9 protein-coding genes and 1 riboswitch are annotated in these 13,799 nt (G+C 62.6%); of the genes, 5 read left to right on the forward strand and 4 right to left on the reverse strand.

Annotation, left to right across the window (positions count from 1 at the left end; genetic code table 11):
* Positions 1-74: 74 nt before the first annotated feature.
* Both GKC30_RS03650 and GKC30_RS03655 read right to left on the reverse strand, forming a co-directional pair.
* Complete coding sequence (locus GKC30_RS03650; protein WP_155932315.1) at positions 75-638, reverse strand: DUF2087 domain-containing protein; 564 nt, start codon at positions 636-638, stop codon at positions 75-77.
* A 202-nt stretch (positions 639-840) separates the two neighbouring features.
* Positions 841-1,563: a glutamine amidotransferase gene (locus GKC30_RS03655; protein WP_155932316.1), complete on the reverse strand. Its 723-nt coding sequence runs from the start codon at positions 1,561-1,563 to the stop codon at positions 841-843.
* 346 nt (positions 1,564-1,909) lie between these two features.
* Here GKC30_RS03655 and GKC30_RS03660 point away from each other — a divergent pair, with 346 nt between their 5' ends.
* The gene (locus tag GKC30_RS03660; RefSeq protein WP_231117009.1) at positions 1,910-3,280 is read left to right on the forward strand and encodes a M48 family metalloprotease; all 1,371 of its coding nucleotides are present in this window, start codon (positions 1,910-1,912) and stop codon (positions 3,278-3,280) included.
* 108 nt (positions 3,281-3,388) lie between these two features.
* Here the strand turns inward: GKC30_RS03660 and GKC30_RS03665 are convergent, their stop codons facing one another.
* On the reverse strand, positions 3,389-5,002 hold the full coding sequence (locus GKC30_RS03665; protein WP_155932317.1) for a lytic transglycosylase domain-containing protein: 1,614 nt from the start codon (positions 5,000-5,002) through the stop codon (positions 3,389-3,391).
* A 204-nt stretch (positions 5,003-5,206) separates the two neighbouring features.
* On the opposite strand from GKC30_RS03665, the gene GKC30_RS03670 reads away from it, so the two are divergent.
* From GKC30_RS03670 to GKC30_RS03680, 3 genes are all read left to right on the forward strand, one after another.
* On the forward strand, positions 5,207-5,956 hold the full coding sequence (locus GKC30_RS03670) for a TrmH family RNA methyltransferase (protein WP_155932318.1): 750 nt from the start codon (positions 5,207-5,209) through the stop codon (positions 5,954-5,956).
* Between the two features lie 45 nt (positions 5,957-6,001).
* Positions 6,002-7,384, forward strand: coding sequence for a protein kinase domain-containing protein (locus GKC30_RS03675; protein WP_155932319.1), 1,383 nt, complete (start codon positions 6,002-6,004; stop codon positions 7,382-7,384).
* Positions 7,385-7,546: 162 nt separating this feature from the next.
* Positions 7,547-8,404: an AraC family transcriptional regulator gene (locus GKC30_RS03680; RefSeq protein ID WP_155932320.1), complete on the forward strand. Its 858-nt coding sequence runs from the start codon at positions 7,547-7,549 to the stop codon at positions 8,402-8,404.
* 91 nt (positions 8,405-8,495) lie between these two features.
* Here the strand turns inward: GKC30_RS03680 and metE are convergent, their stop codons facing one another.
* Positions 8,496-10,769 (reverse strand): 5-methyltetrahydropteroyltriglutamate--homocysteine S-methyltransferase, encoded by a 2,274-nt coding sequence (metE, locus tag GKC30_RS03685; RefSeq protein WP_155932321.1) that lies wholly within the window; start codon positions 10,767-10,769, stop codon positions 8,496-8,498.
* Positions 10,770-10,819: 50 nt separating this feature from the next.
* A riboswitch (cobalamin riboswitch) is annotated at positions 10,820-11,017 on the reverse strand.
* 1,467 nt (positions 11,018-12,484) lie between these two features.
* Here metE and GKC30_RS03690 point away from each other — a divergent pair.
* Positions 12,485-13,798 carry a sigma 54-interacting transcriptional regulator gene (locus GKC30_RS03690; RefSeq protein ID WP_196772796.1) on the forward strand — a complete coding sequence of 438 codons (1,314 nt, stop codon included), beginning with the start codon at positions 12,485-12,487 and terminating at the stop codon, positions 13,796-13,798.
* The last annotated feature ends 1 nt before the right edge of the window (position 13,799 follow it).

Raw genomic sequence — 13,799 nt, forward strand, 5'->3', positions numbered from 1 at the left:
GATCTGGCGCAACCGCCGACAGCGGCGGGAAGCCGGATTTCAGCCGCCCGCCGCCTCTTGTGCCAGGATGCGCTTCAGTGCCGATGCCGTGGGGCCTGGAGCTGGTCCCGCTGTCGCAGATGGTCGAGCAGAGCCGCGGCCTGTGTCGGCAAAGCGCCCTCGCGGCGGGAGTATCTCCGGCCGTCCGGGGTGCGGGCGAGCAGGCCGTGGTCCACCAGTTCGCGACGCAGCAGCGCATGGTCGCCGAAAAGGTGGGCGGCCTCGATCAGGGCGTTGATCTCCTTCTCGGTCATGACCACACGAGAAGGAACGCGCGACCAGACCACCCAGAGGCAGAGCTTGCGCTGGGTGAATTTTCTGGGCCAGCGCACGAGCCGCCGCCTGTCGTCGAAAAGCCGCAACAGCCGTTTGATCAGGACAGGGTCAACCTGGCTAGACGACGGAGACAAGGCCAGCGCCTCCCGTGGCGTCTGCTGGGCTCGCAGGTGTTGGATGTTGCGGAATCCGCCCGCCCTGGCGAGCAGGTTGAGCATCTCCACATGGCCGGGGATTCGTTCAAGATCCTTGAGTTGACGACGCAGGGTGCGGGCGAAGTCGGATACATCGCCCACGCACATGGGCATGGGTGTTCTGGGCATGACATGTCCTTGTTATCGCGCCTGTCGCGGGGGTGGACTGCCGGTGGCCGCCGACTTCCGACTCGGCACGAAACAAGGTGTCGGGTGGAATGGATCAAAAGGCAGGTTTAGCTCCCCGTGCGGGGCGGCGACGCCTGGGTGAACTGCCGACCGTTTCAACCCTTAGCCTATACTCCGCCCGGACGCAACCGGCCCTGCCCCGTCAGCCGAGGCAATACTCAGCGAAACGGCGCAACAGGCCTGTCGATTCAGGGGTTTCGCGCACCGAGGCGAGCACGGTGTCGTGGTCGGCGCCGTGAGCTGCAAGTTTGGCAGCCTGGGCCGTGACGTAGTGGCGGGTGGCCTCGGCATCGAATTCAGGATGGAACTGTACTCCCCAGGCATTGGGGCCAAGGCGAAAAGCCTGATGCGGATCATGACCGCTGGCGGCCAGGACCACGCTTCCAGACGGCAGGGCAATGGCAGTCTGGGAATGGGTCACATGGGCCGCGAACACGGACGGCAGAGCCGAGAACAAGGGATCATCCGCCGCTTGCGCGGTCAGGGTCACATCCACAGTTCCTATTTCCGGGCCGCCGGGATGATAGGCTGCGCGGCCGCCCAGAGCGTGGGCCATGAGTTGATGGCCAAAGCAGATGCCAAGCAGCGGCAGCCCGGCCTCCATGGCTCGGGAGAGCCAGCTTCCGGCGGCCAGCATCCAGTCCGCATCGTCCGTGACCATGTCATGGGAGCCGGTAATCACGCATCCCGCAACAGCGGTCGGGTCCGGCGGCGACATGCCGTTTCGGACATCGGCGCAGAGCCATTGTCCGGAAGTCAGGCCCATGGCCTGAGCCGTCCAATGCTCGAAGTCCCCTCTGGCGGCAGCCAGATCGTCAAAGGTGGACCCGGTCTTGAGAATGAGAACGGAGCGGGGAGCGGCCATGGCGACACCTCGGGCGCTTGCTGGTTGACGAAGGCGTGATGGTGTCCCAGGCCATTGGCCAAGTCAAGACCGGAAACCCGGAGAGTCCTCACCGAGGCGCTTCTGTGCGAAAGGGCAGTGAAGCGAACATTGACCCCAGCCACCATCGCCTCCCGAGCACCGAGTCCGGCCCGGTCCTGACCGTCGGCATGACCCATGGCTTGGCCTTGAGGGCGCAGGACTGGCGGCAGAAGGCAGCGGCGTACCTGGCCCATCTCCAGAGAGGCCACAGCCTGGAAAGAGCCGAGGCGGCTTGAATATTAAGAATGAGTACGGTATCAAAAGAAAAAAAAACAATGAGGCGATGATGATGCGTACCTATTCCAAACCCTGGACCCGGCGCAGGTTCATCAAGGCCGGAGCCATGGCCGCAGCGCTCATGGCCCTTGGCGGCTGCGCCAAGAATCCCGTCACCGGCCGAAGCCAGCTCATGCTCGTCAGCGAGACCGAAGAGATCTCCATGGACACACAGGCTTCCCCGCACCAGATCTCCGCTGACTACGGACGGGCACAGGACGAGGCTCTCAACGCCTATGTGTCCGAGGTGGGCCACCGTCTCGCCGATCTTAGCCACCGGCCGGAGATGCCTTACAACTTCCAGGTGGTCAACGCCACCTATGTCAATGCCTACGCCTTTCCCGGCGGGACAATAGCCTGCACACGCGGCATCATGCTGGACATGGAAAACGAGGCCGAGATGGCAGCCCTGCTCGGCCACGAGATCGGCCACGTCAACGCCCGGCACACGGCCTCGCGCATGAGCAATTCCATCCTTGTCTCTCTGGCGGCCGGTGTGGGCGGAGCCCTGGTGGGTGCCAAGTACGGGGGAGAGTGGGGCGCCCTGGCAGGCGGCCTGGGCGGATTCGGCGCGGGTATGCTTCTGGCCGCCTACAGCCGCCAGGACGAACGCCAGGCCGACAGTCTGGGCATGGAATACATGACGCGGGCTGAATACAATCCCGATGGCATGGCCGGGCTCATGGACATGCTCAACGCCAAGCATGACCGCGAACCCAATGCCCTGGAAGTGATGTTCGCCACCCACCCCATGAGCAGCGAGCGGCTGGCCACGGCCCGCACGGCGGCCAACACCCGATACCCTTCGGCCAGAGAATACTCCTTCTACAGGGAGCGGTACATGGACAACACCGCCTCCCTGCGCTCCATCGAACCGGCCGTACGGGATTTGCAGACCGCGGAAAAATTCATCGTCAAAAAAGAATACCCCAAGGCCGACGAGCATATCGCCTCGGCCCTGAGCAAAGCGCCCAATGACTATGTCGGGCTTCTGCTCATGGCCAAAAGCAAGGCGGCACAGGGTCGGTACAGCGAGGGAATCCCCTATGCAGAGCGTGCCCGCGAGGCCCACCCGGGCGAACCCCAGGCCCTGCAGTTGAACGGCCTGCTCCAGGTCCGGGCAGGCAACTTCTCGCAGGCCCTGTCCAATTTCACGGCCTATGAGGCCGCCTTGCCGGGCAACCCCTACTCCGCCTTCTACAAGGGCTACAGCAAGGAAGGCATGGGCGACCGGCGCGGGGCAGCCGAAGAATATGTGCGCTTTCTCGGGCAGGTCAATCAGGGAGATCAGGCCAAACACGCCTACTACAGGCTGGTGGAATGGGGCTATGTCAAGGGACGGGCCGAGCCGGTGCCCGATCCATTCAAGGGACTGGCCTGATAGACGGCCCATGATCCTGCCCCGGCAGGGTCGGTGTCGTGCAAAAAAGGACCGGGGGAGAACGCGATGCGTTCTCCCCCGGCTTCATTTCGTTGGGCTGCGGGCGGTCTAATGGACGTACACCTTGAGATCCTGCCCGGCATAGATGGTGCCCCGGGAGTTGAGGGAATTCCACTTGCGCAGATCGGCCACAGTGACGCCAAACTTGCGGGCAATGGCCGTCAAGTTGTCGCCACGGCGCACCTTGTAACGCACCAGCTGGGCCTTGGTCTGCTCCGCGTCACGAACGGCCTGCCGGGTGGCCTGGCCGGAATTGTCCGGGATGTAAAGGCGCTGGCCCGCCTTGAGGGCGTTTGAGCGAAGACCGTTGGACTGCTTGATGGTGTCCACGGTGGTCCCGAACTTGCGCGAGATGGACCACAGGGTGTCGCCGCTACGCACCACGTAGTTGCCGCGACGCGAGGCGATGGCACGGGTGGACGAGGCAGTGCCCTCGGACGGGGAACTGGCCACCACGCGGCCCGACTCGTTGCCAGGCACCATGACCAGCTGGCCAGGGCGCAGGATGTCGGAATTGGTATTGTTGACCTTCTTGAGCACGGCCACGGGCACCCGGAAGCGGTTGGAGATGCGCCACCAGGAGTCGCCGCTGCGCACGGCGTACTGAGTGTAGCCTGCGTAGGGACGGGAACCGGGGTCCTTGAGATAGGCGATCATGCTGTCCGCCTTGGCTGCGGGCAGATAGGCGGTGGTCTCCATGTGCGGCGGGCTGACCTGTCGGCGATAGGCCGGGTTGTACTCGTGGAATTCCTTCCAGGTCAGGCCGCCCGCACGGGCCAGGGCGAGCAGGTCGGTACCGCCGGGCACCTGCACGGGCACCACCTCGGGCTCCATGTCCCAGGAGACCGGGTTGTACCCCAGGGTGTCAAGATTCTGGAATATCTTGGAAATGGCAATGAATTTGGGCACATAGTGCTTGGTTTCCGGCTTGAGCTTGGCACGGCCGGTGAGCTTGTGGTTGTTGGCCGTCAGCTCGAAGAAGTCGTCGCAGTCGGTCAGCTTGAGGGCCCGGGAGATTTTCCCTTCGCCGGCATTGTAGGCGGCCAGGGCCAGATACCAGTCGCCGAAGCGGTCATACAGGTCGCGCAGATGCCGGGCGGCGGCGTCGGTGGACTTGTAGGGGTCGCGGCGCTCGTCGATCCACCAGTCGGATCGCAGACCGTAGAGTCGTCCGGTGCCCTTCATGAACTGCCACATGCCACCTGCCCCGGCCCATGAATAGGCGCGGACATTGTACCCCGACTCGGTGAAGGGCAGAAGCACAAGGTCCTGGGGCAGACCGTACTGGGTGAAGACGCGGCGCACATATGGCAGATGCGGCTGCGAGCGCTCCAGCCAGCGCTCCATGGTTGCGCGAGCTTTGTGGTTGAAATAGTTGAAATAACGCTCAACATCGGCATTATTGTGGTCTTCGAGATCAAAGAGAAGGCCAAAGCGTGCGTTGAGTACCGCCTTCTCGGCCTGGGTCAGTTCCCCTTCCTCCACCGGGGCGGCAATGACCTCCGGGTCCAGAGCCTCGGCGTCATCGGGAACACCGCCTTGTTCCCGCTCGGCGACAGGCTCGCTGACAGGAGACTTGGCGGCACAACCGGCCATGAAGGTCGCCAATCCGACGATGCAGAGCGCCGCGAAAAGCGGGCGCAGAGATTTGAATGCGTCCAATTTTTCCTCCGGCTTCCCGCCCCAGTACCAGAAAACCAGGGACTTGGGAAGTCTAGAAAAAGTCTTATACGTGATGAACCGATGAACAATGTGCTACCCCACCTGGCTCGGGATTGCAATAGCTTGGCAAAAGCCCTACATAGTCGCGGGGCGGCACGCAACCATGTGCAACTCTTTGCCGCACCCAGACAAGGCGGGGATGAAATGCAGGACAAGAAGGACGGTAAACTTTACGTAGTCGGCAACAAGCCGGTGAAAGAGCTGCTGCTCGACGAACCGTGCCGGGTCGATTTCGTGGCCTTCCGCAAGGGCCGCCACGATGCGGCGCTTGAGGAAATCCTCGCCCTGTGCCGCACGGCCGGGGTGCCGTTCCGCTCCGTCTCGGCCAAGGATCTGGATTTCATGTACCGGGGCAACCATCAGGGCGTGGCCGCCCGCTGCGCGGCCCTGTCCTACGTCTCGCTTGAAACCCTGCTCGAATCCGCGCCCGAGGCGCCCCTGCCGCTCATCGTGGCCCTGGATCAGGTCCAGGACACAGGCAACGTGGGCGTGCTGGCCCGCACGGTCTATGCTCTGGGCGGGGCCGGGCTCATCGTCTGCCAGCACCACGGCGCCTATCTCGGGGCCGGGGCGGTCCGCTCCAGCGCGGGAGCGCTGAACAAGCTGCCCGTGGCCAAGGCGGGCAATATGGCCGCGGCCCTCAAGGACTGCGCCAACCACGATTTCACCCTGTACTGCGCCCGCTCGGGCGCGGATGCCCTCAATGCCTACGAGACCGAGCTGTCCGGCCCGGCCGTGCTGGTGCTCGGCAACGAGGAAAAGGGAGTGCGGCCCGGCGTGGCCAAGCTCTGTCACCACGATCTCTCCATCCCCCTGCGCCGCGAGTTCGACTCCCTCAACGTGGCCCAGGCCGGTGCCGTGCTCGTCTCCGAGTTCGCCCGCCGCCTGGGCTGATCGGCCCGACTTCCCGTTGGCCCGGCTTTGGGGTATCGTCGGGACATGCACATCGGACGGTACGAGATTCGCGGCCTGCTGGGCCGGGGCGGCATGGGCGCGGTCTACAAGGCGGCCATGCCCGTGACCGGACGCATGGTGGCCCTCAAGGTGCTCAAGCCCGCCGACATCCTCATCGACATCATGGGCAGCGATGCCCTGACCTCCCTGTTTCTGGGCGAGGCTGCCACCATGGCCCGCATCAGCCACGCCAACGTGGCCTCGGTCCTGGACGTGGACGAAGGCGGCGCGGCCACCCCGCCCCATTTCACCATGGAATACTATTGCGGCAACCTCGGCGCCCTCATGGGCGAGACCTACGATGCGGAGCGCCCTTCGCGCAGGCTGGGCGCACAGGCAGCCCTGGCCCTGGCCCGCCAGATGCTCCACGGGCTCGACCGACTCCATTACGAGGGCATCGTCCACCGCGACATCAAGCCCTTCAACGTCATGCTGGCCGAGGACGAGGGCGGTCTCGGCACGGTCAGGCTCATCGATTTCGGCCTGAGCCGGCTGCGCGGCGAGCGGCCTGCACGCCACCCGGGCATGGTGGTGGGCTCTCCCTGGTACACCGCCCCCGAACAGGAGGCCGACCCGGACAAGGCCGACAGCCGCGCCGATATCTTTTCCGTGGGCGTGACCCTTTACCGGATGCTTACCGGAAAGCTGCCGGAACCAGGGCGCGATTCGATCGGGCTGGTCCTGGACGATCCCGAACTCGCCGGCCCGGACTGGGACGGCCTCTTCAGCCGTGCCCTGGCCGCAGTCCCGGACAATCGCTTTGCCGACGCAGCCGCCATGCTCGATGCCTTGGACCGGGCCGAAACCGACTGGCTGGCGGCCCGCGACGCCGCCTGCTCCCTTGCGGACCCGCCTGATCCGTGGCCGTCCCGGTTGCGCCGCCCTCCGGCGCGGGCAACGCCAATCAAAACAGGAGCGCGGCAGGCGCGGAGCCTCTTTGGCCTCGACGAGTTGTGGCGGCCCAATAGCGCTGCCCCGGCCCTGTTCTCGGACCAGGGCGACGGCACCGTGCTCCAGCCCGGACCGGACGGTTCCCTTGCGGGGCTGCTCTGGGAGCGGGACGGCTCGCGCTATCCGCTGACCTGGGAACGCGCAAAGGCCCACGCGGCGCGACTGGGGGAACGCGCCTTTGCAGGGCGCACCGGCTGGCGGCTGCCCACCATCGACGAGCTGGCCGCGCTCATGGGCCGGGCCGCGCATCCGGGTCTCTCCTGTCAGGCCCCGGCGTTCGATCCGCGCAAGTCGCGGCTCTGGAGCGCCGACACCAAGGCATTCACCGCCGCGTGGTACGCCGACGCCCACCTGGGCTACATCGGCTGGCAGGATCGCTCCTGCCGCTTTTTCGCACGGGCCGTGTGCCCGGCCTGAGGAAGGCCGGGATGCCCATTCCACCCATGGCGGCCTTCCCCATCCACCTCCTCTGATCCTGCAGGCCCGCTCCCCCTTCCAAGGCGGGCGCACCCTGTCTGCCATTGCGAAAGCGCAAAAACCATCAAGCGACACAAGCGGCATCGTGGCACAAGGAGTCCCATGCGCACCACGAAAGAGGAAACCAAACAGGATTACGCGAAGCGGATGGACCGGGTTCTGGAGCACATCCAGACCCACCTGGACGAGCCCCTGGCGCTGAAGGAACTGGCCGCCATAGCCTGTTTCTCGCCATATCATTTTCACCGCATTTTCAGCGGCATGATCGGCGAGTCGGTGAAATCCCACATCAGGCGTCTTCGCCTGGAACGGGCGGCCATCACCCTGAAGCACGGCGATGCTTGCGTGACGGACATCGCCCTAAGCGCCGGATTCGAAACCCACGAATCATTCACGCGGGCATTCACCTCCATGTTCGGCCTCTCCCCCAGGCAGTTTCGCGATGCGCACCACGGCGGCATTGAACGTAAACACTCAAACTACTGGAAGGAGATCGTCATGGAAGCAAGTGTCAACACCCTTGAGGCCATGGATGTCGTTTTCGTCCGTCACGTCGGACCGTACAAGGATTGCCACCAAGCATGGTCGACCCTCTGCGGCTTTGCAGACGGCAAGGGACTCTTCACGCCATCGGCGCGGGTGCTCGCCGTTTGCCACGACGACCCCGACGTTACGCCCGAAGACAAGATCCGCTACGATGCGTGCATCACCGTCGCAGGGCCGGTCGAGGTCCAGGCTCCTGTGGGGATGAAGACCATCGCCGGGGGCCGGTACGCCAAAACCCTCCACAAGGGACCGCACTCCGAACTCCACAGGACCTACGCCTGGCTGTGCGGTCAATGGGCGCCGCAGAACGGGCACGAGGCGGATGCCGGGGCAAGCATCGAGATATATCTCAACACCCCGGACAGGACCGCACCTGAGGCCCTGCTGACCGAGGTGTACGTCCCCTTGAAATAGCCCGCCCAATCACGAATCGGATGGCGGCCGACCGCCCTGCTGCCGGGTGGTCGGCGTCCTCCGCCCCGGGCAGAGGACGCCGGGTCAAAGGCTACTCCGTTGCCTGTTCGCCCTGCTCCTGCCGCAAGCGTCTGGCGGCGGCAACCATGTTTTCCAGGGCAGCCAGGGTCTCCGGCCAGGCGCGGGTCTTCAGGCCGCAATCCGGGTTGACCCAGAGCCGCTCCGCCGGGACCACGCGCAACGCCCTGCGCAGCAGATCGAGAATCTCGTCCTCGCCGGGCACCCTCGGGCTGTGGATGTCATACACACCGGGCCCGATAGCCGCGGGGAACTCACGGGCGTCAAAGGCGTCGAGTAGGCGCATACCGCTTCGGCTCGCCTCGATGCTGACCACGTCGGCGTCCATGGCCCCGATCCACTGCACGATGGAATTGAAGTCGCTGTAGCACATGTGCGAGTGGATCTGGGTTTCGTCTGCCACCCCGCCCGTGACCAGCCGGAAGCTGTCCACGGCCCAGCGCAGGTATGCCTCGCGCTCGTCCTGCCGAAGCGGCATCCCCTCGCGCAGGGCCGCTTCGTCCACCTGAATGATGCCGACGCCCGCAGCCTCCAGATCAGTCACTTCGTCTCGCACGGCCAGGGCAAGCTGGCGGCAGATCTCGCCACGCGGGATGTCGTCGCGCACGAAGCTCCAGCACAGGATGGTCACCGGGCCCGTGAGCATGCCCTTCATCGGCCGATCGGTCAGGGACTGGGCGTAGGTGATCCAGTCAACAGTCATGGGGCCGGGCCTGGACACGTCGCCATAAATGACCGGCGGCTTGACGCAACGGCTGCCGTAACTCTGGACCCAGCCGTTTTCCGTAAAGCAGAATCCGTTGAGCATCTGGCCGAAGTACTCCACCATGTCGTTTCGCTCCGGCTCACCATGCACCAGCACGTCAATATCCAGGGCCTCCTGTTGGGCCACCGCCTCGGCGATCCGCCCGCGTATCCAGTCGGCGTAATCGGTCTCTGAGATTTCCCCCCGCCTGTGGGCGAGGCGCGTCTTCCGTATCTCCGGGGTCTGGGGAAAGGAGCCGATGGTCGTTGTGGGGAAAAGGGGCAGCCCGAACCGCTCCCGCTGCACAACGGCCCGGTGCGCTACCGGCGACTTGCGCGTGAGCATGGTTTCGTCCACCGAAAGAAGCCGCCCGGCCACAGCCGGATCATGAACCCGCACACTTCCGCGCCGCTCCGCCAGAGCCTCGCGGTTCTCGGCAAACAGCGCCGGGCTTTCGCCTCGGGCGAACCCCTTGAGGGCCACCACCTCGGCGCACTTCTGGACGGCAAAGGCCATCCAGCGTCTGATCTCCGGGTCAAGGGAGGTCTCTTGCTCCACATCCATGGGCGAGTGGAGCAACGAGCAGCTTGTGGCAACCATCACCCTGTCCTCGCCCAGAGCGTTCCGGGCCTCGTCCACGGCCCTGGCCGCGGCATCCAGGTCGGTCCGCCAGACATTGCGGCCATCGACCAGCCCGAGGGAGACGCCCATTCCCTCGGGTACCGCCCGAAGGGCCTCGTCGAGCTGACCGCTTCCGCGCACCAGATCCAGATGCAACGCGGCCACGGGCAGCGAAGCGGCCAGGTCGAGATTCTCGCGCAACTGACCGAAATAGGTGGCCAGCAGGATATCTACGCCATCGCAGGACCGGGCCAGTTCGCCATAGACGTATTGCGCGGCCTCTGCCGCCTGGGGCGGCAGGTCGAGGCACAAGGCGGGCTCGTCCAGTTGGACCCAGGAGGCCACACCGGACAGCTCGCCCAGAATCCGGCAATAGGCCTCGGCCAGCCCGGCCACATGGTCCCATCGGCTGGCACCGCCCGTTTCCCTTGCCAGCATCAGGAACGTCAACGGTCCTACCAGAACCGGCTTGGGACGAAACCCGAGGGCGGCAGCCCTGGCCGCGTCCCGGCGCAGGGCCTCGGCCCGGCCGGTGAAGATTGTGGCAGATTCCAGCTCGGGAACGATATAATGGTAGTTGGAATCAAACCATTTGGTCATGGTCATGGCCGGCGTGTCGGCATCGCCGCGGGCCATGCGGAAATAAGCGGCAAGCCCGCCGCACTCCCTGTTCCGAAACCGCTGCGGCACGGCGCCGACCATAACAGCCGCGTCCAGCACATGGTCATAGAGGGAATGATCCCCCACGCAGACGAAGTCCAGTCCGGCCCCGGCCTGCACCGCCCAGTGCCGCTCCTTGAGCTCCGACGAGACCGCCATCAGGCCGCCCTCGTCAAGCTCTCCCCGCCAGTGTCGCTCAAGGGCCCATTTCAACTCGCGGGCCGCCCCCATTCTCGGAAAACCAATCACGTGCGCGTTCATGTCCACTCCGTTTTTCAAGGTGTCAGACAAGGAGCCCCAATGGCCGCGCGGCCCGGCGCTCCCCGGCAGGACGTCTTCTGGCTTCCGGCCCCGTGATGCCCGCATCCTTCCCCTGCCGGGTGAATGCGGGCGGGTATGTGCCGGTTACAGCGGCGCGTCCGCAACGGATTTTCACCGTTTTCCGTTTCCTGCCGTATCCATAAATCAAGATTAATTGATATATCATGCCCGCCGATCATGCAAATCAAATTGTGCTGCGCCCTGTTGCAGGGGAACACTTAACTTGAGAAAGGAGGAAATTCCGGGGGGATCTGAGGCGAACGTGGAATTTTTGCAGGACTGACGCTCATTTCAGGGACAGGATATTCGTCATCGGGTTCGGCTTACTGCACCTTGGCAGTCAGTTTGACACGCCGGGATCAAGGCCGACGCCACCGCCAAGCGTTCGAATTCATCCGTGCCTGAACGGTTCGCGGGAGTAATGTGGTCACAGAGCAGAAATCTGTCCCGACCGTAGGTGTCGCATGGAGCTTGTAGCCGCAATAGGCCCGGTTTCTCTTGCGGAGCCAGGCCGCCTCCTCGGAGCGGTCCTCTGGCATCACGTCGATGACCTTGCGTGGCCACCGCTGCGATTCGACTACCGAGGCGGCCACCACGGCTCCCTCACGGACAAGGAACCCTTGTCCTTCAAGCTAACGGTTGAACATGTCGAGCAAGGTGTCCAGCTCCTTCATGCGGATCAAACCGTTACAGAAACGACAAATGGCGGTCTCGCCCGGCATGTCGTCCTCAATGGAATAACCGGTGAACCGGGCGAAGGAGGCCAATCGAGCAGCGCCTGCTCCGCGCCCGGATCGCTCAGGTTGTACCAATGAAGCAATAATAGCACAATAAATCAGACTGTTAAAGATCAAGAGGCCAACATCTTATGTACCTTCTTCGAGCTGCGTTGACTTTGAAAATCAATTTCTCTAACCTTAAAGCTTTGTCGCTTCCTTTATTCTTGGTTCTTCGTGATGGAGTTCCAGATCAGTAGGCTTTGAAGGACGCTTGGTGTTGCCCCCTCAGAAAAATTGCGCGAAATGGGTGGAGCTTTCATTGAGCCATTGACAGCTCTATTACTGCGAATTCTTAGGGTCAGAACAAGGCGACAGGTCTGGTGACGTTTATAATGCTCTCCTAGCTTGCAAAAACCACGATCTTTTTGGGCACTCTTTGCATCAGATTGAACAGCAATGCAAGCAACGCATCCGGCTTCAGCCTCCTCAACCCTTAGAGGCAAAAGGTAGTGTCTCAACACTTGCTAAAAAAACACGATTTAACACGTTGCAGCTATTGACGAAGATCCCTCGAACCGCAACTTCCACCCTTGAATTCCATAGCCTCGGCGCAGGAAAAAGCCGCTCCGTTGCAACCGACAACTTGACCGTGACAGTATGCCGGGAGGTTGGCTGTAGTTATTCTACGGTATCGTATGCAGCGAGATCGGGCATGCCGAGCGAGGGATTTCTCTGGCCGATATACATATGGAAACATGAGGGACGGATCGACTAAGGCACATAAATATATAATAATTTAAGCACTATGCCAAGCAACGCACGAGATACTTTATGAAAAGATGTTCCCTGAACGATACGCCCTTGGAAAAAGCTTTGCTCCCCGAAGGAAGAGAGTCCTGGGATGGCCTCGCTTCGCTGCTTGATGTCCTGCCGGGCATGGCATACCGACGCGTCAATGATGGCAAGTGGTCTCTCGCCTATGTCAGTGGAGGTTGCCGTGAGCTGCTTGGGGTCGAGCCAGAGGAAATGACAGCCCCTGGCGCAGGGGGATTCACCAATTACATCCACCCTTCCTATCACGTCAGATTTGACGACGCTTCAAAGGCTCTTGCGTATGGAAGTGGCTCCTTTCGGCTGGCTTATGTCACCTCGCATAAACGCGGATGGGATAGGTGGGTTTTCGATACCGGGGTCGGCGTCTTCGATAGCCGGGGCAAGCTCCAGTACGTTGACGGCTTTGTGTCCGACCATTCGGGCTACAAGGAAATCCAAAGCGGGATGAGTCGGCAGCTCGGCGAATTCCAGGACTATTTCAGGTCGAGCCGCCTGGGCGATATTGTCGGCAAGTCACCGGCCATGCAAAACGTCTTCAGCGCCATCATTCAAGTCGCACAGTCCGACGAAAACGTCATCGTCTATGGAGAATCCGGTACTGGGAAGGAGTTGGTAGCCCGCGAAATACACAGGGTCAGCAGGCGGGCGGCCAAGCCGTTCATCCCGGTAAACTGCGGGGCCATTCCTGAAAACCTCATGGAAAGCGAACTGTTCGGCTATCGCAAAGGGGCTTTCTCCGGTGCAGACAAGGACAAGCAAGGGCTGTTTGAAGCGGCCCATGGCGGGACACTATTTCTGGATGAAGTGGGCGAGATTCCTCTGACCATGCAGGTAAAACTGCTCCGCGCCCTGGAAGGCGACGGGTTCACGCCGATGGGTGGCTGCGAGGTGGTGAAACCTGACCTGCGTGTCGTTGCTGCCACAAACAGGAACCTCGCCGACATGGTGGCTAAAGGGCAGATGCGGGCTGATTTCTACTACCGGATCAATATAATCCCCATTCTCATTCCGCCGCTACGCGAGCGCAAGGAGGACATCCCCCTTCTTGTCGGCCATTTCCTGGGGCAAAGCGATGAGAACAAGTTCATTCCCGGGAGTTCCCTCAAGGCCATCATGGCCTACGACTGGCCAGGAAATGTAAGGGAATTGAAAAACCAACTTCGTCAATACAGGACATTGGGATTCATGGATATGCTCCACTCCAACGCCGACGACGAACCTGCCCACAATTCTCTGGCCTCGCCAACGGCAAAGAGCCTTCGGGAACACCTGGCGCAATGCGAGGTCGAGGCCATCTCGGCCGCCTTATTTCAGAACCAATGGAATCGAACCAAGACCGCCAACGCCTTGGGCATTGACAGACGAACCCTCTTTGACAAGATCAAAAAAATGGGACTTGATAGCGCATCCGGCTAGG

It is taken from the genome of Pseudodesulfovibrio alkaliphilus, assembly GCF_009729555.1.
Taxonomy (GTDB): Bacteria; Desulfobacterota; Desulfovibrionia; order Desulfovibrionales; family Desulfovibrionaceae; genus Pseudodesulfovibrio; species Pseudodesulfovibrio alkaliphilus.

Bases quoted from the DNA above. Each gene is read 5' to 3' on its own strand.
- GKC30_RS03650 (WP_155932315.1), bottom strand. From the start codon at position 638: ATGCCCAGAACACCCATGCCCATGTGCGTGGGCGATGTATCCGACTTC.
- GKC30_RS03655 (WP_155932316.1), bottom strand. From the start codon at position 1,563: ATGGCCGCTCCCCGCTCCGTTCTCATTCTCAAGACCGGGTCCACCTTT.
- GKC30_RS03660 (WP_231117009.1), top strand. From the start codon at position 1,910: ATGATGCGTACCTATTCCAAACCCTGGACCCGGCGCAGGTTCATCAAG.
- GKC30_RS03670 (WP_155932318.1), top strand. From the start codon at position 5,207: ATGCAGGACAAGAAGGACGGTAAACTTTACGTAGTCGGCAACAAGCCG.
- GKC30_RS03675 (WP_155932319.1), top strand. From the start codon at position 6,002: ATGCACATCGGACGGTACGAGATTCGCGGCCTGCTGGGCCGGGGCGGC.
- GKC30_RS03680 (WP_155932320.1), top strand. From the start codon at position 7,547: ATGCGCACCACGAAAGAGGAAACCAAACAGGATTACGCGAAGCGGATG.
- metE (WP_155932321.1), bottom strand. From the start codon at position 10,769: ATGAACGCGCACGTGATTGGTTTTCCGAGAATGGGGGCGGCCCGCGAG.
- GKC30_RS03690 (WP_196772796.1), top strand. From the start codon at position 12,485: ATGGCATACCGACGCGTCAATGATGGCAAGTGGTCTCTCGCCTATGTC.